Here is a 25,029-nt window from a genome sequence, read left to right on the forward strand (position 1 = left end):
GGGTCAAACACGAAAAGTCTTAGGGGGACGAATTAACATGGAAATCAAAGTGCCAGAACTTGCAGAATCGATTACAGAAGGTACAGTCGCATCATGGTTAAAACAACCAGGCGATCAGGTAGAAAAAGGGGAAGCCATCGTCGAACTGGAGACAGATAAAGTCAACATCGAAGTACCGTCAGACGAAGCCGGAATCCTGTCTGAAGTAATGGCTGCTGAAGGTGATACAGTCCGCGTCGGAGAAACGATTGCGATCATTACAGCAGGTGGAGAAGTGACACAACCGACAGAAGCAGCTCCGGCACCTGAACAGAAAGAAGCACCTGTTGCACAAGAACCGAAAAAGGAACAACCGGCAGCCGTCGCAGCAACAGAAGCTACGTCACGTGCCGATCGTCCAATCGCTTCACCTGCTGCCCGGAAAATGGCACGTGAAAAAGGAATTGATTTAGCACAGGTGGCGACACAAGATCCACTCGGTCGCATTCGCGTGCAGGACGTCGCGACATTTGAAGTCGCACCACGCGAACAGGCAAAAGCACCACAAGCTCCGGCACCGAAAACAGCACCGCCTGCTGCTCCGGGGAAACCGGAAGAACGGATTAAAATGTCGCGTCGCCGTAAAACGATTGCGAACCGTTTAGTAGAAGTGCAACAAACAGCAGCCATGTTAACGACGTTCAATGAAATTGATATGTCTGCCGTTATGTCGTTACGGAAACGCCGTCAAGAAAAATTCGTTAAGGACAATGAAGTTAAACTCGGTTTCATGTCGTTCTTCACGAAGGCAGCTGTCGCCGCTTTGAAAAAGATGCCATATTTGAATGCCGAAATTCAAGGGGACGAAATCGTCCTTAAGAAATTCTACGATATCGGAATTGCGGTTTCCGCACCAGACGGTCTGGTTGTACCTGTCGTTCGTGACGCCGATAAAAAGAATTTTGGTGAAATCGAAAAAGACATCATCAATCTTGCGGTCAAAGCGCGGGATAATAAACTCGGACTATCTGATTTGACAGGTGGAACATTTACGATTACAAACGGCGGAACGTTTGGTTCATTGATGTCGACACCGATCCTGAACGGACCACAGGTCGCGATTCTCGGGATGCATGCAATCAATCTTCGTCCCGTTGCGATTGATGCAGAACGGATGGCCAATCGTCCGATGATGTATGTCGCGCTTTCATATGATCACCGGATCGTTGACGGGAAAGAAGCCGTGACGTTCTTGAAGCACATCAAAGATTTGCTCGAAGATCCTGAATCATTGATTTTTGAAGCATAAGTCGATTTGATAAAGAGGCGTTCTTCCTACGATAGGGAGAACGCCTCTTTTCGTCTCTTCAGATAAGCTGGTGATTCGTTTGATTACAAGTCTGTCATCGATTCTAAAAACTTCTTCACCTCAACTATATGTTTCCTTCACAGTCGTCACGTAAGATTCAGTCTGTAAGTTACTTTTAAGGGGGAAATACAACATGATGAAACAGATTGGCGTTACCGTACTTACAGGAGCAATAGCCGCAACTAGTTTCGGGAGTATCGACGCTTCGGCACATGCAAAACATGATCTACTCGACCCAAATCATGTCGTTAACATTGCCCACCGAGGTGCTTCCGGGTATGCACCGGAACATACGATGACAGCGTATCAACTGAGCCATAAAAAATTAAAAGCCGACTACATCGAAATCGATTTGCAGATGACGAAGGACGGTCAATTGATTGCGATGCACGATGAGACGGTCGATCGGACGACAAACGGAACAGGTGCCGTCAAAGACAAGACATTAGCTGAAATCAAACGCCTCGATGCGGGGAGTTGGTTCAATACAGCGAATCCTGATTATGCGAAGGCTGAATATAAGGGACTCCAAGTTCCAACGCTCGATGAAATTTTTGATAAATATGGCAAACATGCGAACTATTATATTGAAACAAAATCACCTGAAGTTTACCCGGGAATGGAAGAAAAACTACTGAAAACATTAAAAGATCATGGTTTATCCAGTGACCGTGTTAAACCGGGACAAGTCATGATTCAATCGTTCAGTCAAGCAAGTCTATTAAAAGTTAAAGCACTTGATGAAGGTTTTCCACTCGTCCAGCTGATGGAAGCACCAACAGTCCAATCAATCACGCCTAAGGCACTTGACGAAATTCAGACATACGCAGTCGGAATCGGTCCCTCATTTAAAGGACTGACGCGCGAAAATACGGCAATGATTCGGGAACGTGGTCTGTTGCTTCACCCCTACACGGTGAACGAGAAAGTCGACATGGAACGGATGCTCGATTATGGAGTGACGGGAGTTTTTACGAACTATGCGGATCGTTTCAACGAAGTATTACATGACATGAAAAAGAAATGAATCGTTTAAAAGTCAGTTTCCTATTCAGGAAATTGGCTTTTTTTGTTTAAACGACATCTAAATCCATCTCCGTTACGTATACTGATAAAAGCACATCCTTTATTTTCGATTAATATCGAACATGATACGATGAAACAGCAGTGTGAAATGGGATTTACAACTGGTTCCATGAACAGGGAATGGAGAGGAAAGAAATGCGAATCACTCAATATACAGACTATGGACTCCGAGTTCTGATTTATTTAGGTCTTCACCGGGAAGAAGTGACACCGATGCCGGCCATTGCCAATCATTACGGTATATCTTCCAATCATTTGATGAAAGTCACGCAACAATTGACGAAGCTTGGTTACGTGGAGTCGACACGTGGACGGACAGGTGGACTCCGATTGATTCGTGATCCGGAAGAAATCAATATCGGAAAAGTCGTTCGTGAGATGGAGCCGATGGATATCGTCGAATGTTTTTCGGCAGACGGTCATTGTGTCATCGAACCGCAATGTCATCTTAAAGGGATTCTCGGTCGTGCCTTACGCGCATTCATCCGCGAATTAGAACAACATACATTAGCCGAATTACTGAAAAACCCATATGAAATGAATTTGTTATTTGCAAAAACGGATGCGAACCCTTCACGTTAAGTGAACGGTAGCATCCGTTTTTTAATCGACTAACTGGATAAGTGATCTTATTTTAATTTTGGGGTGGGTCGCTTTTTAGGAGCAACGTGTTCCGGGTTTTTGGCAAGGTCATCTTGAACGGATCCTTTCCATAGCGGAACATCACTGTAATATGCGGCACGGGCAATTAAATGTCCGCCGATTGGTGCCGTAATCAGAACGAACAGGATTCCGAGCAGGACGCGGGAGGAGAAAACTCCATCTTCTACGACGAAATAGATGATGACACCGATGAGGATACTCATGACACCGAGTGTCGCGCTCTTAGAAGCAGCATGGGCACGCGTATAGAGGTCAGGCAAGCGGATAAGGCCAAGTGCCGTCACAAGGCTGAAGAACGCCCCGATCAATGCAAAGGCGGCTACGAAAATATCACTGATTGCGGTCACGTTCGATGATCTCTCCTTTCTCAATGAATTTAGAGAAGGCGACGGTCCCGATGAAGGCCAAAATCCCAATCAATAAAATGACTTCAAGATAGTCACTTGTCCGAAGGATGATGGATACGAGACCGACGACGGAAATCAAGCTGATGCCAATCGAGTCGAGGGCGATGACCCGGTCAGCAACGGATGGTCCTTTGATGACGCGATAAAATAAACCGAGCATGGACAGAAAGACGCCTCCTAAGGCAATGAATAATATCGTCTCTAACATCAGCGGCTCACCTCCAAGATGGCTTTCTCAAAACTGTTTCGGATCGAGGCGACGGCATCCTCCGCCTCCGGCATGTGCAAGGCATGAATGTACAACGTCTTGTTATCATCCGAAATATCGACGACCAATGTGCCCGGTGTCAAGGTAATCAGCATCGATAGCAATGTGATTTGCCAATTGTGTTCGAGTTCTGTTTCATAGGCAAAGATACCAGGCTTAATGTCGAGGCGCGGTTTCAGGATGATGGACAGCACCTGAAGGTTCGCAACAATAAGTTCATATAAAAAGCGAATGAACAGTCGGATCAAGGCGATGAACGGTCCAAGATAAAACCGGCTGCTGAAACCCCGCCGCATCGCAAACATCGCAATCAAACCTAATAAATAGCCGATGATAAACGATGACGTCGAGAAGGAGTTAGCAAGAAACATCCAGAGGAACGCAAGCAAAATGTTGAGTAATAACTGAAATGGCATGGATTAATCCTCCTTCAGTACAGCTTGAATATAGATTGAGGGATCGACAAGTGGATCGACCGCTTGCGCGATGAACGGTCGGACCGCTTCCGTCCCGACACCGTACAAAACGGTAATCGCAACCAACACGAGCGCCGGTGCAAGTAATTGTTTCATCAGGTGACGTTTCGGACCACTGTAGGTTTTCGGTGTTCCCCAAAATCCGCGGATGAAAATCTGCATCACGGAATAGAGCACGAGCAGGCTTGAAATCAAGACGATGAACGGACCAACTAAATCCCCGGCTTCAAAACCGCCCCGGACGATAAGAAGTTTTCCGATGAAACCGCTGAGTGGGGGAATTCCGGCGAGTGACAACGCAGCGATGAAATACGTCCATCCGAGTAAGGGATAGTCTTTGATCATTCCGCCCATGTCTTTTAGGCGACTTGATCCGGCAATACCGATCATGACGCCGATCAACAAGAACAAGGCAGCCTTGATCAACATGTCGTGGATCAGGTAGAATACTGCTCCTTCAAGTGACTGACGGGTCATGACGGAAACACCGTATAAAATGACACCGACCGCGACGATGATGTTGTAGATTAAGATCTGTTTCACGTCGCGTGTCGCCAGTGCACCGATGACACCGATGACGATTGTTGCCAGTGCAAGCCAACCGAGAATTTGGTGCGTGAACTCTTGCTGATGCGAGAAGAACAGGCTGTATGTCCGTAAGATACCGTAGACGCCGACTTTCGTCAGTAATGCACCAAACAGCGCGAGAACGGGTGTCGGAGGCACTTGGTACGAGCCGGGAAGCCAGAAGTACAACGGAAAGATGGCTCCCTTTAGTCCAAAGACAATCAAAAACAGAACCGCGATGACACTGAGGATACCGGGCTGGTTGATGTCTGTGATTTTTTGTGAAATATCGGCCATGCTCAGAGAACCGATAATCCCGTATAAAAAGGCGACGGTCATGACGAACAAGGCGGATGAAATGACGTTAATCAGCAAATATTTCAGTGACTCCCGCAATTGAGCCGGTTTTCCGCCAAGGACGATCAGGACGTAAGACGAAATCAAAAAGACTTCGAAAAAGACGAACATGTTGAAAATATCACCTGTCGTGAAGGCACCATTCACACCGACGACTAAAAACTGGACGGCAATGTAATAATAAAACCGTTGATGCAGATCCGACAAATAATAGATCGAATACCAGACGACAAAAAAGACAAGTAAGCTGGTCGTCAGGACAAGCAGGGCCGATAACATATCCGATACGAGAGTGATACCGAACGGAGCCGGCCAACTGCCGAGTGTGACGGTCAGAATGCCGTCTTGGCGGACACGGTAAACGAGATAAACTGCTGCAACGATGGTCAAAAAGGTCGAAATGAGCGAAAAGGTCCGTTGCAGACGGAGCCGATTCGGAAACAGCATCAAGATGACGCCGGTAATCAGCGGAATTAAAAGCGGTAGTAACGGTAAATTAATCATGCGTATCGGTTCCTTTCATTTCCTCCAGATTATCTGTTCCTAGTTCCTGATAAGCCCGATAAGCAAGTACGAGGAAAAATGCGGTCACCCCAAAGCTGATGACGATGGCCGTCAAGACGAGTGCTTGCGGTAGTGGGTCCGTATACTGGGTGACACCGTCTTTGATGACGGGAGCGGCACCTGTCTTCAGACCGCCCATCGTCATGACGAGCAAATGAGCGGCGTGACTGAGTAGGCCGGTTCCAATGATGATCCGTAAGATACTTTTTGAAAGAATGAGATAAACGGCACACATCGTCAGGATGCCTGCAGCAATCGCCATGATGATTTCCATGTGTTAATCACTCTCCCCAATCGTTTGAATAATCGTCATCGTCACACCGACGACGACAAGATACACCCCTAAATCGAACAGCATTGCCGTGTGTAAAGACGTTTTTCCGAACAACGGTAAATTGAAATAGTCGTGGGCATGTGTAAAAAATGGTTTGTTGAACAACAGGGCACCTGACGCCGTCAGGACGGAAATCAACATCCCGATGGCGGTCATCTGTTTATAATCGACGGGCAGGATTTGCCGAAGCGTCTTAATATCAAAGGCAAGCAAAATCAAGACGAGCGCGGAAGCTGTCACAAGACCGCCGACGAAGCCGCCGCCCGGTGTGTAATGACCGGCAAAGAACAGGTAGACGGCAAACAAAAAGATGATGAACGTAATGAATGTCGTGGCAGATTCCAAGATGACATCATTCGTATGTTTTTTGATCGGATTTTTCATTTGTCGATTCCTCCTGTCTTCCGGAAATTAATCATCGCGTAAATACCAAGACCGGCAATTGCTAGTACACTAATCTCGAACAACGTATCAAAACCACGGAAGTCGACGAGGATGACGTTGACCATGTTACCACCAGCGGCTAAGTCAGCCACGTTGTCGATGTAATACTGGGCAATCGAAGCGAATGAGCGTTGGCTGAGCGAAGCGAGTGCGACCAACGTGACGCTTAACCCGACGAGTGCCGAGATGGCGGCATTGCCGAGTTTAAACTTAATTCGTTCCTCTTTCCGGCTGATTTCCGGCATATGATAAAACACAAGCAGGAACAGGGCGACGGATACCGTTTCGATGACGAGTTGCGTCAAGGCCAAGTCCGGTGCCCGGAATAAGACGAAGAACAGGGCGACCGTATATCCGACGACACCAAGCAGAATGATTGATGTCAAACGGGACCGAGCAAATGTAATCGATAAGGCGCTCCCGACGAGGACGAGGACTAAGACGACTTCATAGGTGTGAACCGTACTGAGTGGATTCACATCAAACCGGAAGGCATCAAGGAAATAGAGACTCGATAAAACCAAGACGACGATGAAACCGAAGATGTAGACCAAGTAAGACCGCATGTAGCCGGTCATGACGGTATCGTGGATAGCAGATGAAGTTCGCTCACCCCGACGCAATAAGGTGTCATACTGATGGTTGAGTGAAATCTGTTTTGGCATCCGATGATACAGCGAACGCCATTTCGGTAAGGTCAGGAATAAAATCGTACCGACTGAGATGATCAGAACGGTTAAAAACAGTTCCAAGTTGAACCCGTGCCAGAGCTTGATTTCAACCGGAATCGATCCACCGCTTGCCACCACCTTCGGTAAAATCGCTTCAGCAGCCGGACGAATCAACGTATTCGATAACAGGTTCGGGAACAAGCCGATCAAGACAACCAATGAAACGAGGAAGAGTGGCGGAATCAACATGCCAATCGGTGCTTCATGCGGTTTTTTCGGCAACTTGTCGATTTGTCTTGGACCGAGGAACGTCCGGTAAACAATTAAGATACTGTAGACAAACGTAAAGATGCTACCGATGACCGCAACGAAAGGGAACAAGAGACCGAATGTATCCAGATGGAATAATCCTGACTCCGATACTTCGAGCACACCGGTCAAAAACATTTCCTTACTTAAGAAACCATTGAACGGCGGCACACCCGCCATCGATAACGTCCCGATCGTCGCAATCGTAAACGTCACCGGCATCAGTTGTGATAAACCGCCAAGTTTTCGAATATCACGTGTACCGGTTTCGTGATCGACGATTCCTGCCATCATAAAGAGACTGCCTTTAAAGGTAGCATGGTTGATCAGGTGGAAGACCGCTGCGACCGTTGCGGCTGTATAGAGACTATCCGGTAAGGCTTCGACTTGTAACGCAGCAGCTCCGAGTCCGAGCAATGACATGATCAGACCGAGTTGTGAAATGGTGGAATACGCTAAAATGGCTTTTAAATCGACCTGTTTGACGGCATTCAATGATCCCCAGAAGAGTGTGAACATTCCGACAGACGAAACCAGATAAAACCAGAGCGGTGTTTCAGCAAAGATTGGACTCATCCGGGCCACGAGATAGAGTCCGGCTTTGACCATCGTTGCCGAATGCAGGTAAGCACTGACCGGGGTCGGAGCCTCCATCGCATCCGGTAACCAGATATGAAACGGGAACTGAGCCGATTTTGTAAAAGCTGCCAGTAAAAACAGGACAAGCGACACGGTGAAAAGCGGATCATTTGAATAGGTTCCGACCGTTGCCAGTGATTCCCGGATACTAAACGAACCGGACAGCAGTGACAGCAGGGAAATCCCGCCAAGCATCGACAAACCACCGAAAACGGTGATGAGCATCGACTTTTGGGCGCCGTAACGGGAGCGTTCGCGTTCGTACCAATAACCGATCAAGAGGAAGGACGAAATCGATGTCAATTCCCAGAACAGATACATGACGATCATGTTGTCGGATAAGACGATTCCGAGCATCGCCGTCATGAAGAGAAGCAGGTAGACATAAAAATTATGAAGGGCTTCTTTTTTGGCATCGAGATAATAGATGGAATACAGCACGACGAGCGAACCGATGCCGGTAATCAACAACGCAAACAACAAACCAAGACCGTCGACGTAAGCGATAAAGTTGATATCGAGTGAAGGAATCCATTTCATCGTCGCGACTACTGTCTTTCCGGCCATCGTCTGGCTGAGGAACTGACTGAAGTAAGCAACGAGCGTCAGTGGAACAAGCAGGACGAACCAGCCTGTGTGCACCGTTCGAATCTTTTTATACAGTAATGGAATGAAGAGACTTACAAGTAACGGCAACAAGATTGCCAAATGAAGCAATGACACATGATTCCCTCCTTTTCATATCGTTCATTTCATCGAAAAAATGAAAGAAGGACGTAGTACGCAAGCGAGCAGTCGTGCTTGTGACGTGTCCTTTTTAATCCAATCATTCGATTCTGATGAAGCATCTGTTAAAAGTATAACGTAGATTTCGGCTCTCTGCATGACCCGAACCTTTTTGAGGTAGCGCAGGAAAGCAGTTTTTGAGTAAATTATTAAATATGTAGGAACACGGCAGAAAAACATGAAAAAAAGTCCGAAAAAAATTTTTTAAGGCGGCTAAACATTGATTACAATCATCTTTTTCAGGGAAAACCATCTAAGTGTAAAAAATTCAGCGGACAGAGGGTGTCGTCATGAAAAAGTCATTTAAACAAGGGTTAGTTATTGGTGGAATCGCAGCATTATCTGCGTTAGTCATTAAGCGTTATAAGCAAGCAGGAGATTCATCAGAAGGGTTTAGTGATCCAACTGCACTTGATCGTCAACCAAGTGTCGACGCAAAAAAAGATGAAACAGAAGTCGGATTAACGCAACTCGATTCGATTCATCGGGCAGATTGGCAAGCTAATGGTTTTCCGCAAACTCACGCTGAACTAGAGCGCCTGGAAAAAGAAGAAAATCAGTAAAAAACACGCTCTCATCTGAGAGCGTGTTGTCATGTAAAGAATTAAGCGCTTGTCGAAACAAGTGCTTGAATTCGTTCGCTGTGTGCAGCATAGGAAGAAAGATGTTCGAATTGATGGAGTGTAAGAGTCGTCATCCGACTGTGACCGGTGCTAGATTCAAGAAACAGGTACGCTTCATTTTGATCTTGACCACCACCGTCAAAACGAATTTTTGCTGTAATCGTTCGTCCATCACTCGCTAGCATATAGATATCGTAACCGCCGAAATCGACTCGGTTGAAGCGGTTGGCTTCGCTTACGATTCGTTTAAAAGTTTCTATTAATGAATATGACATGCTGTTTCCTCCTTATGTGAAAAACACGTGACCTAACAAGCAATCACCAATCAGTATCGATTATGTCTTTTCCCATTAAATAGAAGAAATAAACCTTTTAAAAGAATCTTTTTTTGTAAATAAGTTTTAATTGCTATGAAACGCGTTTCATACTTTATGATAAACCACGTCAGCGCGTGACTATCGCAAACGATGGGCGTCAGCTGAGTAGTGGTGGTGGAGTCCAGTCTTTTTCTAAACAGATGCCTTAAAACGCATCAAGTGTAGCTAACAATGGAATACACAAAAAGGAGTCGGACTTAAATCCAACTCCTTTTCGTGTGTAAAAACCGGTATTAAAGCCAATTTGTTAATGAATCGATGGTCAAAGTTCGACGTTATGATAGACTTGTTGCACATCTTCCAAGTCTTCCAACGCATCAATCATTTTTTCGAACTGTTGGACGTCTTCGTCAGATAACGTCACTTCGTTTTGTGCGAGCATGACCAGTTCAGCGACTGAGAAGTCAGTGATTCCTGCCTCTTTCAGCGTTTCTTGAACGGCATGGAACTGTTCCGGTTCAGCGTAAATGATAACAGACTCTTCTTCTTCCAAAATATCACGGACATCGATGTCCGCTTCCATCATCAGTTCAAGAACATCGTCTGCTGTTTTACCTTCAAAAGCAAAGATGGCTGTCGCATCAAACATGTAAGCGACCGATCCGCTGACGCCCATGTTTCCGCCGTTTTTACCAAAAGCGGCCCGAACGTCTGAAGCTGTCCGATTAACGTTGTTTGTCAGTGTCTCGACGATGACCATTGACCCGCTTGGTCCAAATCCTTCGTAACGTAAAACGTCAAAGTTTTCTTCCGCGCCGCCTTTTGCTTTTTCGATGGCACGATCGACGATGGCGCGGGGGACACTGTACGTCTTAGCGCGCTCGAGAACCACCTTTAACGCCTGGTTTGATTCAGGATCCGGCTCGCCTTGTTTAGCGGCAACATAAATCTCCCGGCCAAACTTCGCATAGACGCGACTTGTATTTTTGTCTTTCGACGCCTTTTTTTCTTTAATGTTATTCCATTTACGACCCATCAGAATCCACTCGCTTTCACATGACTTCGATTTAGTTAGGAACTTACTGGTTCCTTCTGCCTCATCAGTATACCGCATAAGCGGTTGATTTCTAAACTGAAAAGATAGTGAAACACGTGTTTTTTCGCGAATAACGTTTACATCTGGTCTGAAATCGGGAAGTAACAGAAGATGAAATCTAGTGTGTGAGAGGAGATGGACTATGAATAAAGCAGCTGTGTTTCACCGTGCCCTGTCTCCGTATGTCTATACGTACGATCGAGATACGGTTCATATCCGCCTAATGTCGGCAAGGGGAGACGCGGATCGTGTCGAATTGATTCACGGGGATCCTTATGAATGGGATGCGGAAAAAGAAGAAGATCGGGATTGGAACTTTGACCCGAATAAAGAAAAATTTTGGAAAACGGCTACTGCAGAGATGACGTTCGCGGGATCGGATGCGACACACGATTTTTGGTTTATCGCGATTCAGCCGAAAAAGAAGCGGGTCCGTTACGGTTTCAGAGTTCATGCAAGCGGTGAATCCGCCGTTTACACCGAACGTGGATGGTACGATGAGGTGCCGCTTGATCACCCGGGCTACTATTTTGCCGTTCCGTATATGAATGCGGTTGACGTATTTGACGCTCCGGCGTGGGTGAAAGATACAGTCTGGTATCAAATTTTTCCGGATCGGTTCGCGAACGGGGATTTAACGAATGATCGTCCGGACACGACTCCGTGGGGAGCAGAGGCACCAGCCTTTGATAATCATTTCGGAGGCGATTTTCAAGGGGTGATTGATCATATCGATTACTTAAAAGCACTCGGTATTACCGGCATTTATTTTTGTCCGGTCTTTGTTGCACCGTCTAACCATAAATACGATACCCTGGATTATTTACGTCTCGACCCGAGTTTCGGGACAGAAGAAAAGTTTCGGGAAATGGTTCAATTGCTTCATCAAAATGGCATTCGGATTTTACTGGATGCGGTCTTTAATCACGTCAGTGTCGATCATCCGGCATTTCAAGACGTTTTAGCTCATGGGAAAAAGTCGCAGTATGCAAATTGGTTTATGATTGATTCATTCCCGGTCCAATCGACACCTGTACCGAACTATGAAGTGTTTGCTTTTGAAAGCAATATGCCGAAACTCAATACGGCGCACCCGGATGTAAAAGATTATTTATTAAAAGTAGGCCGTTACTGGGTAGAAGAGTTCGAGGTCGATGGATGGCGACTGGACGTCGCGAGTGAAGTGGACCATGCTTTTTGGCGCGAATTCCGACGGGAAGTGCGGGCTGCCAATCCGGAAGCATATATTGTCGGGGAGTGTTGGACGGATTCGCAAGGGTGGCTGCTCGGTGATCAGTTTGATGCTGTCATGAACTACGGATTGACGGAAGCCTTTTTAACATTTTTTGCGACGAACGAGAGTGTTGCCTCTGAATTCAGTCATGCTGTCGTAAGGAATTTAAACAGTAACACAATGAATGTCAACGAAGTGATGTTTAACTTAATTGATTCCCACGATACACCTCGTGCCTTAACACGGGCAAACGGAGACCGGAATCGGATGAAATTATTGATGTTATCGCTGTTGACGTTCACGGGAAGTCCGGTCATCTACTATGGCGATGAGATTGGCTTGACGGGTGGTCAGGATCCGGATAACCGGAAGTGTATGGTCTGGGATCCAGCCGAACAAGATACGGAGCTCTTGGCGTATATTACACGGTTGGTTGATTTAAGGAAGCAACATCCGGGGCTTGCCAATGCCAGCGGCTATCAGTTCGAACAATTGAATGACGCGTCGGCAAGTTTCCTCATTCGTCGTCAGTCTGGTGAAGCGACTTATCTGATTTTGTTTAACAATGGTTTGGAAGACGTCCATTTTGATTTGACGGAACCAACCGTTGATTTGATTGACGGACAACGTTATACAAAATCGGTCACTGTAGGCGGGGTGTCCGGGAAAATTCTCCAATTAGAACAAGTATAATTTAACAAAAAAGCGTGGCTGACTCAAAAGCCGCTTTCTACACAAAAAAGGGTGACAGATTACAATCTGTCACCCTTTTTGATTTGACTATAAAAATTCAGAAAAACGGATGAATGAGCAGGCCACTTCTTAATTTGGGTTCGAACCAGGTCGATTTCGGCGGCATGACTTCACCGGCATCAGCGACTGCCATCAGCTCGGTTAAGCTTGTTGGATGGAGATGAAACGCAACAGCCATTGTGCCTTGATCGACGAGTTGCTCAAGCCCGGCATAACCTCTGACACCACCGACGAACTGAATCCGTGCATCCGTCCGGGGATCTTCGATTCCGAGGAAGGGCGTTAACAATTCATCCTGAAGAATCGCGACATCAAGGTCCTCCTTGACGGAGGGACGGTTTTTCTCATAATCGAGTGTGTACCAAGTCTGCTTCACATACATTTCAAACCGATGTTTTTTTGTTTCTGTCGCGCGTCCCTCGGTAATGGCGAACCGCTTGCTGATTCTTTCGAGCAGGTCATCGACAGACTGACCGTACAAATCTTCGACAACGCGATGGTAACCTTGGATGTTCAATTGATCACTTGAAAAAGAGACGGCGAGAAACAGTCCGGCATCCTCGTGAGGATTCAATCGCGCGACTTGTGAGGCTGCTTCCGCCCGGTGGTGTCCATCAGCGATATACAGATGATCATGACGGGCGAACTGACTGCCGATCGTCATCATGGCATCACGGTCCGTGACTTTATAGATGGTATGCTCAATCCCGTCTTCCGCTGTAAATTGATAGAGCGGGGATTGTTTGGTCTGTTCCGAGACCACTCGATTCAGTTCATCATCCGGATGATGGGCCAGTAAAATCGGACCGGTATGAGCAGCAAGCGACTGAACGTGCCGGACGCGGTCCCGTTCTTTATCAGGTCGTGTGAATTCATGTTTCCGGATGATGCCTTGGTCGTAATCCGTGACAGAGACACAGCCGACAAAACCGGTCTGCGTATGCTCACCGTCTGTCAGGCGATAGAGATAATAACTCTCGACATCATCTGTTGTGAGAATACCCCGTTCCATCGCCTCCTTGAAATGAAGAGCGGCTTGTTCGTAAACACGGGGATCATGGTCATCAATCAAGTCCGGTAACGTCACTTCTGCTTTATCGATCCGCAAGAAAGAAAGCGGACGTCGGCGGACTTCCACCCGTCCCTCCGCCCGATTGAAAACATCGTACGGGAGGGAAGAAAACGCTTCTGCATATTTAGGATCAGGGCGCAAAGCGTGGAAAGGTTCAAAAGTAGGCATGATCATCGCTCCTTAAAGTAGTCTTGTTTTTAACACACCGGGAATGGTATTTAATTGTTGTAATGAGATTGCTTCATCCAAATGGTTATCGATATCGATGATCGTGTAGGCGATACCATCCTTGCTGCCATTGATCATGTTGGCGATGTTGATTTGTTCTGTCGCAAGGACGGAAGCGATTTGACCGACCATGTTCGGGATGTTCTGATGCGCGATCGTGATACGTCGTTTACCGGAATAGGGTAACTCGACGGACGGGAAATTGACTGCGTTCCGGATATTACCGGTTTCGAGGAACAGCTTTAATTGATCGACAGCCATGATGGCACAATTTTCTTCGGCTTCCGCTGTCGACGCACCGATGTGCGGCAACGGAGTGACACGAGGCAGAGAGAGAATGAAGGCATTCGGGAAATCAGTGACATAGTTGGCCAGACGGCCGGACTTCAAGACAGTGGCCAAAGCCTGTTCGTCGATTAATTCGCCGCGGGAGAAATTAAGCAAGGTTGCCCCTTGTTTGATTTTCCCAAGCAGCCGTTCATCAAGCAGATGTTGGGTCGCGTCAATCAATGGCAGATGCAACGTAATGTAATCGCTTGTCGCGAGCAACTCTTCAAGGTTGGTGACACGGTGCACTTGATTCGAGACACGCCATGCCGATTCTACAGACATGTGGGGATCGTAGCCGGAAACCGTCATACCGAGTTCGTGAAGCGTATTCGCTAAACTCGCTCCGATGGCGCCAAGGCCGACGATGCCGATTCGTTTCCCGAGTAATTCGGTACCGGCAAATTGTTTTTTATTCGCTTCAATCCGCTCCGGGATATCCGGTCCGCGCAGATTGTTTGTCCACAAGATGCTCGGAATTAATTTCCGGGCAGTCAAGAACAGGCTTGCGATGACAAGCTCTTTGACGGCATTGGCATTCGCACCAGGAGTCGAGAAAACGGGAATACCCCGATTCGCCAATTGATCGAGCGGGATGTTATTGACACCGACGCCGGCACGGGCGACAGCTTTCAAGGAAGTTGGAAATTTCATGCCGTGTAAGTCTTTGCTGCGGACAAGAAAGGCATCCGCTGTTTCGATGTCTTGTTTAACGACATATTGATCGGTGAAGCGCTTTAATCCTTTTTCAGACACGTCATTCCAAAGTTGTACATGATACATTTAACGTTCCCCCTGTTCGAATCGTTGTAAGATGGCGATAAGGGCATCGACGCCTGCGGTTGGCATCGCGTTATAGAGACTTGCGCGCATTCCTCCGACAGAACGATGTCCTTTTAAATTCACGAGCTGATGACGTTCTGCAAATTGCAGAAATTGTTTATCCAAATCCGTTTGACCGGTAGTAAAAGGAATGTTCATTCGGCTCCGGTCCGGTAAGGCGACGTGATTTGAAAACAGGACGGATTGGTCCAAGTACGCATAGAGGGAAGCGGCTTGCCGGTGATTACGCGCGACGACCGTATCGAATCCCTGCTCCTTGATCCATTCGAGGACCAGTTTCGTCAAATAGATGCTGTATGTGGGCGGTGTATTGTAAAGTGAATGATGGGTAGCGTGTGTATCGTACCGCAAATAGGAACCTAAGCGGTCCGGCGTACGCTGTAACAGCTTATCTTTTATGATGACAAGCGTCATTCCGGCTGATCCGAGATTCTTTTGAGCCCCCGCATAAATTACGTCAAACTGACTGACATCAATCGGTTCCGATAAGATAGAGGAAGAGAAGTCGGCTACTAATGGAACATCGACTTGTGGGACTTCGGTAAAAGTCGTCCCTTCAAGCGTATTGTTCCATGTGATATGCAGATAATCCGCCTCAGAACGGATGGGACCGGTCGGAATCGAACGATAGCTGTCCTCTTTAGATGAAGCAACGATGTTTGTCTTTACAAAAGCCTGGGCATCCTGCATCGCTTTTTGTGACCAGCTGCCCGTATCGATGAAGTCCACGTGACGCCGATCCGTTGCTAAGTTCAGCGGTAACATGGAAAACTGAAGTGTCGCACCGCCTTGTAAAAACAAGACACGGTAATGATCCGGAATCTGTAAGAGTTCCCGAAGCAGAGCCTCTGTATCCTGAAGGATGTTTTCAAACAAGGTGGAACGATGACTTAATTCCAAAACGGATTGTCCAGAACCTTGGTAATTCAGAAGCTCTGATTGAGCTTTAAGTAAAACAGGTACCGGTAGGACTGCCGGACCAGCTGAAAAGTTAAAAACCGTCATCACATTCCGCCTCCAATAATTTTCAGAAAATATTCACAACTAAAGTGTAACGGAATGAAAACAGTTAATCAAACTTCATTTCAAATGGAACTTGAACTTTTCAGAACAGAGGGGAAGAATCGTTCAACAGAAAAAGACCAGTTCTCCTGTAGAGAGACTGATCTGATCGATGTATCTGAAGAAGGTATTGAATTCAAGACGGGTCAAGCGGCGTAAGTTGGTGAAAGTGCCATTTCCAGCCCTCGTTCGTCCAGTGATAAAGTGAAACGCTCCGGAAGCGACCGACGTACATGCTGCGACCGTATGAGAAATGATCTTCCACGATTTCCTGCACCAGGGCCGTCGTGTCGAAGACTTCGACCACCATCGACTCGCTGAGTTGATCGCTCCATTGGATTTGATCCGGGTCGACATAATGATCGAGATACGTCTCGGCATCGAACTGCCGGCCTTGTCCATCAACAAAAGAAAAATCGGGTGATAACAACTGATGCATCTCTTTTCGGTTGCCCTGCATCAAATAAGCATGTCGATTTGTCAGGAGAAGCTGAAGCTGTTCATGTTTAGCTGAAGTTTCCATGAGAATCATCCTTTCGTTCTTACATGAATGATGAGATTTCAAAAGATAAAACAAAAAAAGACTCTGCAACAGCAGAGTCTTGGAAAATTAAAGTTTAGTAACGTTAGTTGCTTGCGGTCCGCGTTGGCCTTCTTCAACTTCAAACGAAACTTCTTGACCTTCGTCAAGTGATTTGAAACCGTCTGTTTGGATAGCTGAGAAGTGAACGAAAACGTCGTCGCCGCTTTCACGTTCGATGAAGCCAAAACCTTTTTCTGCGTTAAACCATTTTACTTTACCTTGTTCCATGTGTGTTGCCTCCTGCGTATGACTAAGTCACACTGATTATTACTACTGTGATCAATTTCATCGAGTCGAAAGTGTAAACTTTGTATCTCCACCGAACAACAATAATTACTTAATAATATAACATGGTCTCTAAGAAAAAGGAAGTAATAAACAAAATAAATGATATCTCGCCTAAAATTTATCAGAATCCATTAAGTAATGGAGCGTTAAAAGGAATTGGCGTCTCGTGGTCCGAATACATGAATCTAAGTAAATAAGTAGAAGGATTCAGTCAATTGTTTATCCGACCGGTTCACGTTGAGACCTGGCTTGTTTCACTGCACTGATTAAATAACCATGAATCGATGCGTATCGTTTAGGATTTGTCCAGACATCATGGAAAATTTGTTTTAGAGTAAGTTGGATGCGCCGTTCATCGGACAACATTCGTGTTAATAACAGATATAACGATTTTTCATACCGGTCATATAACAATTCGAGAGCGTATCTATTTTTTAGTTCGATTTGTTGGAATAACTCTTTATCAGTTCGCATGCTCTCCTCCTTGTAGTCGTTTACATCTTATTTTGTAAACACTTTGTTACTTGTTTGTTGTTGTAATTTTCCCGATAAAAAAAATATCAAACACCTTAACTCTTTGATATTAAGATATTTAAGGAATAAGTTAGTCACAAAGAAGGAGAATGACGCCATGAATTCGATTTATTTACGTGTGTATACGAAAGAAGACGCACAGGCATTGCTCGATCTCAGCATTCGAAACCAAGGACATTTTGAATATTGGATGCCGGTCAAACCCCCAAAAGATACCTATACGTTGCCGAAACAACTTGAGCGAATTCAACAGTTGGAAGAGAACCAAAAAGCAGACCGTTCGTATGCGTTCGGGATATTTTTAACAGAAACGAATCAACTGGTCGGAGAAGTGTCTGCGGCGTTCGTCGAACGTTTCCCGACAGAGACGTGTATGATCGGGTATCAACTTGATCAGCAGTATAACGGGCAAGGGATCATGTCAATAGCTGTCCGCCAAGCTGCGCGTCTCTTGTTCGATGAGTACCAGTTCCACCGTTTGCGGGCCGAAGTCATGCCTGAGAATATCGGATCGATCCGCGTCTTGGAAAAAGTAGGATTCAGACAGGAAGGGGTCGCAAAAAAGAGTTTGTTCATTAACGGTGCCTGGGAAGACTTCGTATTGTTTGCACTATTAAAAGAAGAACTCGATTAAAAGAAGAACTCGAATGAAGAGAAACGCTTGAGTACAGTCTTTTAGTCATACATCAGGATTGTCAAAGGAGAAAGATTTATGCCCATGTCGACTTATTACCAGAATCTGCGTCAAAAAATAGGAAATCAATTGTTGTTCACGCCGTCTGTCGGTGCAATTATCCGCGATGCTTCCGGGCGAATCTTATTCCAAGATCCGGGAGGTCCATTCTGGAGCCTTCCGGCGGGCGCGATCGAACCGGGCGAGCCGCCGGCAAAAGCGGTAATCCGTGAAGTATATGAAGAAACTGGATTGATTGTCCGTCCGGTCCGCCTGATCGGCTGTTTTGGAGGAGAGGCGTTTCGCCTGACCTACCCGGATCAAAACCAGGTGGAGTATATCGCCTTTATTTTTGCGTGTGATGTGTTGGAAGGAACGTTAACAGCGATTGACGGAGAATCCAAACAACTGTGTTATTTTGACAGGAAAGATCGTCCACCCTTAGCGTTTCCTTATCCCGAGCATATTTTTGAAACAGGAACGAAAAGTAGCTTTTTTGAATGGGAAGAAGCATGGATTGATCAATTAAAGATGGAATACTCTATAAAAGACGAACATTAAAAGTTTTTTGAATAAAAAAATATGCTTTTTAGTGATTTTATTTTGACAAGCTTCCTAATGTTCGATATAGTATCCAAGTACGAACGTTACTATTTAATTAATAAAAAATATTCGTTATTTGGGGTGCTAGTGATGGATGTAGTTTTTGATTATGAAGATATTCAATTAATTCCTGCAAAATCAATCGTAGGAAGCCGGTCGGAATGTGATACGACGGTTGAGTTTGGTGGACGACGCTTTAAGTTACCGGTCGTTCCGGCCAATATGCAGACGATCATTGACGAAAAAATTGCGACTTATTTGGCAGAGAACGGTTACTTTTACATCATGCATCGTTTCGAGCCCGAAACACGACTGGATTTTGTCCGGTCGATGCAAAAACGCCATTTGATTGCATCAATCAGTGTTGGCGTAAAAGCGGAAGAATATACATTCGTCGAGACGTTGGCACAAGAAGGCTTGACGCCAGAATATATCACGATTGACATCGCTCATGGTCATTCGGAAGCGGTCATTCGGATGATCCAACATATCAAACTGCTGTTACCGGACAGTTTTGTTATTGCTGGAAACGTCGGGACACCGGAAGCCGTTCGTGAATTGGAACACGCAGGAGCAGACGCGACAAAAGTTGGAATTGGTCCAGGTAAAGTATGTATTACGAAAATTAAAACGGGATTTGGTACGGGAGGCTGGCAATTGGCGGCATTAAGATGGTGTGCCAAAGCTGCCAGTAAACCAATTATCGCTGATGGCGGTATCCGGACCCACGGCGACATTGCAAAATCGGTTCGTTTTGGGGCGACGATGGTGATGATCGGTTCACTGTTTGCGGGACACGAAGAGTCTCCAGGTGAGACGCACGAAGTTGATGGATTACGCGTTAAAGAATATTTTGGTTCGGCGTCCGAGTTTCAAAAAGGTGAAAAAAAGAACGTCGAAGGAAAAAAAGTGTTTGTTGAACATAAAGGCAGCTTGTCAGAGACGTTGATTGAAATGGAGCAAGATTTACAGTCTGCGATTTCGTACGCGGGCGGTAACAAACTGCAAGCAATCAGGACTGTCGATTATGTGGTCGTCAAAAATTCAATTTTTAACGGCGATAAAGTGTATTAAGCTGGAGAAAGCGGCATCCTTACAAGGTGTCGCTTCTTTTTTTATTTCATTGAGAGCGCTTACTTGAAAGTGGAAAGGGTAAAGAGAATGGTGCATATTTTCAGAAAAATCCATTTAAAGGAGTGCTTTGAAGTGAGACTGGAAACGACGACTTACTTAGTAGACAAGTTTTCTGCTGTCCGCAATCAAACCTTAGCATTGATCGAACCGCTCGAACCGGAGGATTTTATTATTCAAGCCAGCCCGGATGTCAGCCCGCCGAAATGGCATATCGCGCATACCACATGGTTTTTTGAGCGGATGATCCTCCAGGAATATGATGACCAGTATACAGTGTTTCATCCAAAGTATAACTATTTGTTCAATTCCTACTATAATTCGATTGGACCTTACCAACCGCGTCACCAACGAGGTGTTCTGTCTCGGCCAACCGTCGAGGAAATACTTGCTTACCGAATGCATGTGGACAAAGCAATCTTGTCCCTGTTGCAACAAAAGCGAGAAACTCCCGTTCAGCAAAAACTGGAGCAACTGATTGAAATGGGGCTACAACATGAACAGCAACATCAGGAATTAATCTTGATGGACGTTAAGTACAACTTTTTTGCTAACCCCTTACTGCCTGCTTATCAAAATAAAACAGAACCTGAACGTACTTTTGGCGTTGACGGTTCACCGACATTTAAACGGTTTGAAGGAGGACTCGTTGAAATCGGTCATGATGGTCAAGGGTTTGCCTTTGATAATGAAAATCCAGTCCACAAAACCTGGCTCAACCCGTTTGAGTTGGCAAGCCGACCGGTCACCAACCGTGAGTTTCTGGCCTTCGTCGAAGCAGGCGGGTATGAACAGTCAGAGCATTGGTTGTCTGACGGGTTTCATGTCGTTAATCAACAAAGTTGGAAAGCACCTTTGTACTGGATGAAAAACGAACAAGGTGAGTGGTCCGTCTTTACATTAAACGGAATCAAACCGTTACACTTGGACGAACCTGTTTGTCATGTCAGTTTTTATGAAGCCGACGCCTACAGCCGCTGGTGTGGAAAACGATTACCGACCGAAGCGGAGTGGGAGTACGTCGGACGGCAGGTTGAACAACGAGGAAATATGATGGGAGAAGGGTCCTACCATCCTCGACCTGTCAGTTCTGATCTGCAAGAGATGACCGGCCTGTTCGGTGATGTCTGGGAATGGACTGCGAGTGCCTATGCACCGTATCCGGGAAGCCGGCCGCTAGAAGGCGCGTTAGGGGAATACAATGCGAAATTCATGTGTAACCAGATGGTGCTACGAGGAGGGGCATGCGTAACGCCGGATGATCATATCCGCGAGACGTACCGTAATTTCTTTCCTCCGGATAAACGTTGGCAGTTCAGTGGTTTTCGGTTGGCAGGTGACCTTTAAATGAGTCAGCAGGTCAAAAGTTATGACATGTATACGAATCAACACAATATGCGTCAGGAAGTGTTGTACGGGTTATCGCAAGACAAGAAGACGCTCCAGGCAAAATATTTTTATGATCAAAGAGGGTCTGAATTATTCGAGCAAATTACACAACAACCGGAATATTATTTGACGAGAACGGAACTCGAGATTTTATCGCAGCATCAAGTGGCGATTGCCGATTGTATCGGACCGGTCCATACGCTGATTGAGTATGGAAGCGGCAGCAGTCGGAAAATCAAAAGTCTGCTCAGCTCATTACATCAGTTGGAGGCATATATGCCAATTGATATTTCCAAAGAGTTTTTGATTCAGTCCGCGCATCAACTTTCGCAAGACTATCCGACTTTGGATATCAAAGCCGTATGTGGTGATTATTCGACGCCACTGGTTCTGCCGATTGAAGACAAGCTAAAAAAAGTGATTTTCTTTCCCGGCTCAACCATCGGCAATTTTGATCCCGACGAGGCCGCTGCTTTTTTGAGTCGTTCGTGTCAACTGCTAGAAAAGGGTGACGGATTTTTGATCGGTATTGATACAAAAAAAGAGGTGACGGTCCTACACGACGCCTATAACGATAAGGCGGGTGTGACGGCGCAGTTCAATTTGAACATTTTAAAGCATATCAATGAATCACTTGACGGAACGTTTGACCTGACATGGTTCGAACATGTTGCGTTTTATAATGAAGTGCTTGGCCGGATTGAGATGCATCTGAGAAGTCGGATTGATCAACTGGTGACCGTCGCGGATCAGACATTTAGCTTTAAACAAGGTGAAACCATCCATACGGAAAATTCCTATAAATACAGTGTGGATGACTTTCAAGTGTTGGCCAGACAAAATGGATTTACTCCGGTCACATGTTTTACGGATCGAAATCAATATTTTAGTGTCCATTATCTAGAAAAGACATGATGACAAAGAAACGACCATCCAATGGCGGATGGTCGTTTCTTTGTCAGCTCAGTCGGCTTCCGTCCGGAATCGGGTGCTCCGGGCAGACCAACACGGGCATGAGCTGATCGAGAGAACCTAACTCGAGAATACGACCGGACGAGCCGACGACGAGTCCTGGGACGTTCAGAGCGACAAGTGCTTGTTTACCGATGATTTCTTCGTATTCAAAACGTGTTTCTTTCCAATCGAGGAACAAGGACTGTTGAAATTCTAAGAAATCGATCAGCAGTAACAGTAAAGCGGGTTCTTCGTCCGAAGTCCGGAGCGAACGAATTGTACCGACACGAATGTCGAGAGATTCCAGCTGATCAAGAGTCACGAAAGGTTTGATCGGATGCACATTCAACTCTCCTTTGATATCTCGAATATAGAACGTTTGTTCTTATTTATTAGCGGGTATAGACTATCAAGAAGGTAAAAGTTCGTTCGTTGTTTGCTCATTGAGGTAAATAATCCTCCAGATTGATATCGAGTTCTTGCCCTAACGCTAACTTCGCTAATTCACGCCCCAGATAGGGACCAATCGTTAAGCCGGAGGCTCCAAGTCCGTTAGCGACCAGTACATTCGGATGAGTCGCGAGTCGTCCGATGATCGGTAAGGAAGTACTGGTATAAGGACGAAGTCCGACACGCATCTCATTGATTTTCGAGTCTTCCAGTGCAGGTGCAACCGGCAAGGCACGTGTCAATAAAGCATGCATGCCCTTGACGGTCGGTTGGAGGTTATAGTCAAGTTGTTTCTCATGCGTGGAGCCGAGCGCCAATTTTCCATCCTCAATCGATACAAGATACAGTCCACGTTGCCCCATGATGACGGGCCATTGTTGTGTTTGTTCCGCCGTGATGTCCAGATGGAGAATCTGCCCTTTTTCAGGACGGATGTCAAGTTCAAGATGCAACGGTTTCAGTAACTCATTGACCCAGACACCTGCCGTCAAGATGATTTGCTCCGCGTAATGCATTTCATCATCAATTTGGACACCCTTCACTTGACCGTCCACGACGATTAACGCGGCATCTGCTTCGACCACCTTCGCCTGCTGTTTGAGGGCGCCGCGTTCTAGTGCAGCGCGTAACGCACGTCCGTCAACTCGTGCTCCGCCGGAAACGAATAATGCATCTTCCACATATTCAATCAACGGAAACATCTGTTGCACACGATCAGCAGTCAAACGCTCGATTTGCTGAATCGCCGGCGCCTCGGGAAAACGATTTTCAGCAATGACCTGCATTTTTTCGATTTTTGATGTTTCGTGTAAAGCGATTGCGCCTACTTTTTGATAGCCGGTCGTCGTCTCACCAAGTGCCTCGAGTTCCGGAATCAAGGTGTCATAATAATGAGCACCGTTATTGGCTAATCGATACCAAGCCTTGTTCCGACGTTGCGTCATCCAAGGACAAATAATTCCTGCTGCGACGTGCGTAGCACGACCCGCTTCCTTCCGGTCAACCAACAAGACGGATGCGCCTTCTTTCGCTAAATGATATGCGGTTGAGGTGCCGAGAATACCTGCCCCGATCACGATATGGCTGTACATGCTTTTCATCTCATTTCTAAAATAATCTAATTCAAGTGTAAAGAAAAAAACGGCAAAGAACAAATACGAGTAAACGGCTGAAAACAGCACATTCAAATATGGGGAATGATGGGAAAGTAAAACTATTCATTAATATGTTTCGTATACTGAATATAAACCGATATTTCACACGAAATATACGATTAGAAATGGCCGAATGAGGAAACATACCCTTATAGGCATTAGATCCCGACATCATCGACTCGAACATGTAGTCACCATTGAAGGAGGGGAAGGCAATGAACATTAGTCGCGCCATCGTACGCAAACGCTACACGGATCACACTTTGTTTTATTCTGCCATCCTAATTTGGAAGTTGCTCTTCTTCCTACCCTTGCTCATGTACGTCAACAGTGGGTCGGACAACATTTTTCGTCTTTATTTTGTACCGTATTTGACGGTCATCGTTTTATTTCGTGTCATGACCTATTTTGCCACGTATAAAGCGTCCTTCATGGAGATGACCGAGATGGGATTATCCGTCTTTTTGATCATTGCTGATTTTTATTTAATCGCGTTGTTTGATGTCCCCTTACCGTTTGGTATGATTATCATGCTGTTATCGATTTTACACTTTACAGCTGCTTTCAGTCGGTTCCGTTGGTTCCGCCGTCGTTTATGGTTGAATCGTCATTTAGAGATTTTAAATTTTTTGACCGATCACGGGGAGACACCAATCAAGATTGCTGTCGTCTCGGAGGATGAGATGCTTGTAACGACAAAAAGTGGTAAAGAATTTACGTATCGTCATGTCTATTGGAATGGTTTTTACTTCGAACGGGGATAAAGGGAAAGACTGTAGTGCTTGATTAAGTCTAC

The 25,029-nt window shown here is 45.9% G+C and carries 28 protein-coding genes; 11 read left to right on the plus strand and 17 right to left on the minus strand.

The genetic code is table 11. From position 1 onward, the window contains the following. Positions 1 to 37: 37 nt before the first annotated feature. The 3 genes from odhB (at position 38) to P402_RS0107780 (ending at position 3,016) form a co-directional block, all read left to right on the plus strand. The gene (gene odhB / locus P402_RS0107770) at positions 38 to 1,288 is read left to right on the plus strand and encodes a 2-oxoglutarate dehydrogenase complex dihydrolipoyllysine-residue succinyltransferase (RefSeq protein ID WP_034769862.1); all 1,251 of its coding nucleotides are present in this window, start codon (positions 38 to 40) and stop codon (positions 1,286 to 1,288) included. A gap of 193 nt (positions 1,289 to 1,481) precedes the next feature. Next, positions 1,482 to 2,375, plus strand: a complete 894-nt coding sequence (locus P402_RS0107775; RefSeq protein WP_026828162.1) for a glycerophosphodiester phosphodiesterase — start codon at positions 1,482 to 1,484, stop codon at positions 2,373 to 2,375. A gap of 194 nt (positions 2,376 to 2,569) precedes the next feature. Continuing rightward, positions 2,570 to 3,016 (plus strand): RrF2 family transcriptional regulator, encoded by a 447-nt coding sequence (locus P402_RS0107780; RefSeq protein WP_026828163.1) that lies wholly within the window; start codon positions 2,570 to 2,572, stop codon positions 3,014 to 3,016. Positions 3,017 to 3,063: 47 nt separating this feature from the next. Here P402_RS0107780 and mnhG read toward each other — a convergent pair whose 3' ends face one another. The 7 genes from mnhG to P402_RS0107815 are packed head-to-tail and all read right to left on the minus strand — an operon-like array spanning position 3,064 to position 8,856. Next, the gene (mnhG, locus tag P402_RS0107785; RefSeq protein ID WP_026828164.1) at positions 3,064 to 3,444 is read right to left on the minus strand and encodes a monovalent cation/H(+) antiporter subunit G; all 381 of its coding nucleotides are present in this window, start codon (positions 3,442 to 3,444) and stop codon (positions 3,064 to 3,066) included. Then, entirely contained in the window at positions 3,428 to 3,712 is a 285-nt protein-coding gene (locus P402_RS0107790; protein ID WP_014970528.1) for a Na(+)/H(+) antiporter subunit F1, read from the minus strand. The genes mnhG and P402_RS0107790 overlap by 17 nt, the downstream gene beginning before the upstream one ends. Next, positions 3,712 to 4,188, minus strand: a complete 477-nt coding sequence (locus tag P402_RS0107795; protein WP_026828165.1) for a Na+/H+ antiporter subunit E — start codon at positions 4,186 to 4,188, stop codon at positions 3,712 to 3,714. The genes P402_RS0107790 and P402_RS0107795 overlap by 1 nt, the downstream gene beginning before the upstream one ends. 3 nt (positions 4,189 to 4,191) lie before the next feature. Further along, entirely contained in the window at positions 4,192 to 5,676 is a 1,485-nt protein-coding gene (locus tag P402_RS0107800) for a Na+/H+ antiporter subunit D (RefSeq protein WP_026828166.1), read from the minus strand. Beyond that, entirely contained in the window at positions 5,669 to 6,010 is a 342-nt protein-coding gene (locus P402_RS0107805) for a Na(+)/H(+) antiporter subunit C (protein ID WP_014970525.1), read from the minus strand. The genes P402_RS0107800 and P402_RS0107805 overlap by 8 nt, the downstream gene beginning before the upstream one ends. A gap of 3 nt (positions 6,011 to 6,013) precedes the next feature. Then, complete coding sequence (locus tag P402_RS0107810; protein WP_034769866.1) at positions 6,014 to 6,454, minus strand: Na(+)/H(+) antiporter subunit B; 441 nt, start codon at positions 6,452 to 6,454, stop codon at positions 6,014 to 6,016. Then, the gene (locus tag P402_RS0107815; RefSeq protein WP_026828168.1) at positions 6,451 to 8,856 is read right to left on the minus strand and encodes a Na+/H+ antiporter subunit A; all 2,406 of its coding nucleotides are present in this window, start codon (positions 8,854 to 8,856) and stop codon (positions 6,451 to 6,453) included. The genes P402_RS0107810 and P402_RS0107815 overlap by 4 nt, the downstream gene beginning before the upstream one ends. A 353-nt stretch (positions 8,857 to 9,209) precedes the next feature. Here P402_RS0107815 and P402_RS0107820 point away from each other — a divergent pair, with 353 nt between their 5' ends. Further along, positions 9,210 to 9,482 (plus strand): hypothetical protein, encoded by a 273-nt coding sequence (locus P402_RS0107820; protein ID WP_026828169.1) that lies wholly within the window; start codon positions 9,210 to 9,212, stop codon positions 9,480 to 9,482. A gap of 41 nt (positions 9,483 to 9,523) precedes the next feature. On the opposite strand, the gene P402_RS0107825 is transcribed toward P402_RS0107820, so the two are convergent. Together P402_RS0107825 and P402_RS0107830 are read right to left on the minus strand one after the other, a co-directional pair. After that, complete coding sequence (locus tag P402_RS0107825) at positions 9,524 to 9,817, minus strand: hypothetical protein (RefSeq protein WP_026828170.1); 294 nt, start codon at positions 9,815 to 9,817, stop codon at positions 9,524 to 9,526. Between the two features lie 364 nt (positions 9,818 to 10,181). Next, a complete protein-coding gene (locus tag P402_RS0107830) occupies positions 10,182 to 10,895 on the minus strand; it encodes a YebC/PmpR family DNA-binding transcriptional regulator (RefSeq protein ID WP_026828171.1) in 714 nt (237 codons plus the stop codon). Positions 10,896 to 11,097: 202 nt separating this feature from the next. On the opposite strand from P402_RS0107830, the gene P402_RS0107835 reads away from it, so the two are divergent. Further along, positions 11,098 to 12,882, plus strand: coding sequence for a glycoside hydrolase family 13 protein (locus P402_RS0107835; protein WP_026828172.1), 1,785 nt, complete (start codon positions 11,098 to 11,100; stop codon positions 12,880 to 12,882). Positions 12,883 to 12,979: 97 nt separating this feature from the next. Here the strand turns inward: P402_RS0107835 and P402_RS0107840 are convergent, their stop codons facing one another. The 6 genes from P402_RS0107840 to P402_RS0107865 form a co-directional block, all read right to left on the minus strand. Next, positions 12,980 to 14,182, minus strand: a complete 1,203-nt coding sequence (locus P402_RS0107840) for a DUF1015 domain-containing protein (RefSeq protein WP_026828173.1) — start codon at positions 14,180 to 14,182, stop codon at positions 12,980 to 12,982. 12 nt (positions 14,183 to 14,194) lie between these two features. Next, complete coding sequence (locus tag P402_RS0107845) at positions 14,195 to 15,352, minus strand: phosphoglycerate dehydrogenase (protein ID WP_026828174.1); 1,158 nt, start codon at positions 15,350 to 15,352, stop codon at positions 14,195 to 14,197. Then, positions 15,353 to 16,417 (minus strand): 3-phosphoserine/phosphohydroxythreonine transaminase, encoded by a 1,065-nt coding sequence (gene serC, locus P402_RS0107850; RefSeq protein WP_026828175.1) that lies wholly within the window; start codon positions 16,415 to 16,417, stop codon positions 15,353 to 15,355. Between the two features lie 193 nt (positions 16,418 to 16,610). Beyond that, on the minus strand, positions 16,611 to 16,997 hold the full coding sequence (locus P402_RS0107855) for a nuclear transport factor 2 family protein (RefSeq protein WP_026828176.1): 387 nt from the start codon (positions 16,995 to 16,997) through the stop codon (positions 16,611 to 16,613). 87 nt (positions 16,998 to 17,084) lie between these two features. Continuing rightward, on the minus strand, positions 17,085 to 17,285 hold the full coding sequence (locus P402_RS0107860) for a cold-shock protein (RefSeq protein ID WP_012370557.1): 201 nt from the start codon (positions 17,283 to 17,285) through the stop codon (positions 17,085 to 17,087). A gap of 279 nt (positions 17,286 to 17,564) precedes the next feature. Beyond that, positions 17,565 to 17,819, minus strand: a complete 255-nt coding sequence (locus tag P402_RS0107865; protein WP_026828177.1) for a hypothetical protein — start codon at positions 17,817 to 17,819, stop codon at positions 17,565 to 17,567. A gap of 157 nt (positions 17,820 to 17,976) precedes the next feature. Between P402_RS0107865 and P402_RS0107870 the strand changes: the two genes are divergently transcribed. From P402_RS0107870 to egtD, 5 genes are all read left to right on the plus strand, one after another. Further along, positions 17,977 to 18,513 carry a GNAT family N-acetyltransferase gene (locus P402_RS0107870; RefSeq protein ID WP_026828178.1) on the plus strand — a complete coding sequence of 179 codons (537 nt, stop codon included), beginning with the start codon at positions 17,977 to 17,979 and terminating at the stop codon, positions 18,511 to 18,513. Between the two features lie 78 nt (positions 18,514 to 18,591). Continuing rightward, complete coding sequence (locus P402_RS16325) at positions 18,592 to 19,113, plus strand: NUDIX hydrolase (RefSeq protein ID WP_081776620.1); 522 nt, start codon at positions 18,592 to 18,594, stop codon at positions 19,111 to 19,113. A 132-nt stretch (positions 19,114 to 19,245) separates the two neighbouring features. Then, on the plus strand, positions 19,246 to 20,229 hold the full coding sequence (guaC, locus tag P402_RS0107880) for a GMP reductase (RefSeq protein WP_034769871.1): 984 nt from the start codon (positions 19,246 to 19,248) through the stop codon (positions 20,227 to 20,229). A gap of 132 nt (positions 20,230 to 20,361) precedes the next feature. Further along, the gene (gene egtB, locus P402_RS0107885; protein ID WP_026828180.1) at positions 20,362 to 21,633 is read left to right on the plus strand and encodes an ergothioneine biosynthesis protein EgtB; all 1,272 of its coding nucleotides are present in this window, start codon (positions 20,362 to 20,364) and stop codon (positions 21,631 to 21,633) included. Next, the gene (gene egtD, locus P402_RS0107890; protein ID WP_026828181.1) at positions 21,634 to 22,590 is read left to right on the plus strand and encodes an L-histidine N(alpha)-methyltransferase; all 957 of its coding nucleotides are present in this window, start codon (positions 21,634 to 21,636) and stop codon (positions 22,588 to 22,590) included. Between the two features lie 43 nt (positions 22,591 to 22,633). Here the strand turns inward: egtD and P402_RS0107895 are convergent, their stop codons facing one another. Both P402_RS0107895 and P402_RS0107900 read right to left on the minus strand, forming a co-directional pair. After that, positions 22,634 to 22,972, minus strand: coding sequence for a hypothetical protein (locus P402_RS0107895; RefSeq protein ID WP_026828182.1), 339 nt, complete (start codon positions 22,970 to 22,972; stop codon positions 22,634 to 22,636). A 97-nt stretch (positions 22,973 to 23,069) separates the two neighbouring features. Continuing rightward, a complete protein-coding gene (locus P402_RS0107900) occupies positions 23,070 to 24,170 on the minus strand; it encodes an NAD(P)/FAD-dependent oxidoreductase (protein ID WP_026828183.1) in 1,101 nt (366 codons plus the stop codon). Between the two features lie 278 nt (positions 24,171 to 24,448). On the opposite strand from P402_RS0107900, the gene P402_RS0107905 reads away from it, so the two are divergent. Beyond that, positions 24,449 to 24,997 carry a hypothetical protein gene (locus P402_RS0107905; RefSeq protein WP_026828184.1) on the plus strand — a complete coding sequence of 183 codons (549 nt, stop codon included), beginning with the start codon at positions 24,449 to 24,451 and terminating at the stop codon, positions 24,995 to 24,997. The last annotated feature ends 32 nt before the right edge of the window (positions 24,998 to 25,029 follow it).

Source organism: Exiguobacterium sibiricum 7-3 (genome assembly GCF_000620865.1).
In the GTDB taxonomy this organism is placed as follows: Bacteria; Bacillota; Bacilli; order Exiguobacteriales; family Exiguobacteriaceae; genus Exiguobacterium_A; species Exiguobacterium_A sibiricum_A.

Coding starts and splice junctions, on each gene's coding strand:
- odhB (WP_034769862.1), top strand. CDS start 38: ATGGAAATCAAAGTGCCAGAACTTGCAGAATCGATTACAGAAGGTACA.
- P402_RS0107775 (WP_026828162.1), top strand. CDS start 1,482: ATGATGAAACAGATTGGCGTTACCGTACTTACAGGAGCAATAGCCGCA.
- P402_RS0107780 (WP_026828163.1), top strand. CDS start 2,570: ATGCGAATCACTCAATATACAGACTATGGACTCCGAGTTCTGATTTAT.
- P402_RS0107790 (WP_014970528.1), bottom strand. CDS start 3,712: ATGTTAGAGACGATATTATTCATTGCCTTAGGAGGCGTCTTTCTGTCC.
- P402_RS0107795 (WP_026828165.1), bottom strand. CDS start 4,188: ATGCCATTTCAGTTATTACTCAACATTTTGCTTGCGTTCCTCTGGATG.
- P402_RS0107800 (WP_026828166.1), bottom strand. CDS start 5,676: ATGATTAATTTACCGTTACTACCGCTTTTAATTCCGCTGATTACCGGC.
- P402_RS0107805 (WP_014970525.1), bottom strand. CDS start 6,010: ATGGAAATCATCATGGCGATTGCTGCAGGCATCCTGACGATGTGTGCC.
- P402_RS0107810 (WP_034769866.1), bottom strand. CDS start 6,454: ATGAAAAATCCGATCAAAAAACATACGAATGATGTCATCTTGGAATCT.
- P402_RS0107820 (WP_026828169.1), top strand. CDS start 9,210: ATGAAAAAGTCATTTAAACAAGGGTTAGTTATTGGTGGAATCGCAGCA.
- P402_RS0107825 (WP_026828170.1), bottom strand. CDS start 9,817: ATGTCATATTCATTAATAGAAACTTTTAAACGAATCGTAAGCGAAGCC.
- P402_RS0107830 (WP_026828171.1), bottom strand. CDS start 10,895: ATGGGTCGTAAATGGAATAACATTAAAGAAAAAAAGGCGTCGAAAGAC.
- P402_RS0107835 (WP_026828172.1), top strand. CDS start 11,098: ATGAATAAAGCAGCTGTGTTTCACCGTGCCCTGTCTCCGTATGTCTAT.
- P402_RS0107840 (WP_026828173.1), bottom strand. CDS start 14,182: ATGCCTACTTTTGAACCTTTCCACGCTTTGCGCCCTGATCCTAAATAT.
- P402_RS0107845 (WP_026828174.1), bottom strand. CDS start 15,352: ATGTATCATGTACAACTTTGGAATGACGTGTCTGAAAAAGGATTAAAG.
- serC (WP_026828175.1), bottom strand. CDS start 16,417: ATGACGGTTTTTAACTTTTCAGCTGGTCCGGCAGTCCTACCGGTACCT.
- P402_RS0107855 (WP_026828176.1), bottom strand. CDS start 16,997: ATGGAAACTTCAGCTAAACATGAACAGCTTCAGCTTCTCCTGACAAAT.
- P402_RS0107860 (WP_012370557.1), bottom strand. CDS start 17,285: ATGGAACAAGGTAAAGTAAAATGGTTTAACGCAGAAAAAGGTTTTGGC.
- P402_RS0107865 (WP_026828177.1), bottom strand. CDS start 17,819: ATGCGAACTGATAAAGAGTTATTCCAACAAATCGAACTAAAAAATAGA.
- P402_RS0107870 (WP_026828178.1), top strand. CDS start 17,977: ATGAATTCGATTTATTTACGTGTGTATACGAAAGAAGACGCACAGGCA.
- P402_RS16325 (WP_081776620.1), top strand. CDS start 18,592: ATGCCCATGTCGACTTATTACCAGAATCTGCGTCAAAAAATAGGAAAT.
- guaC (WP_034769871.1), top strand. CDS start 19,246: ATGGATGTAGTTTTTGATTATGAAGATATTCAATTAATTCCTGCAAAA.
- egtD (WP_026828181.1), top strand. CDS start 21,634: ATGAGTCAGCAGGTCAAAAGTTATGACATGTATACGAATCAACACAAT.
- P402_RS0107900 (WP_026828183.1), bottom strand. CDS start 24,170: ATGTACAGCCATATCGTGATCGGGGCAGGTATTCTCGGCACCTCAACC.
- P402_RS0107905 (WP_026828184.1), top strand. CDS start 24,449: ATGAACATTAGTCGCGCCATCGTACGCAAACGCTACACGGATCACACT.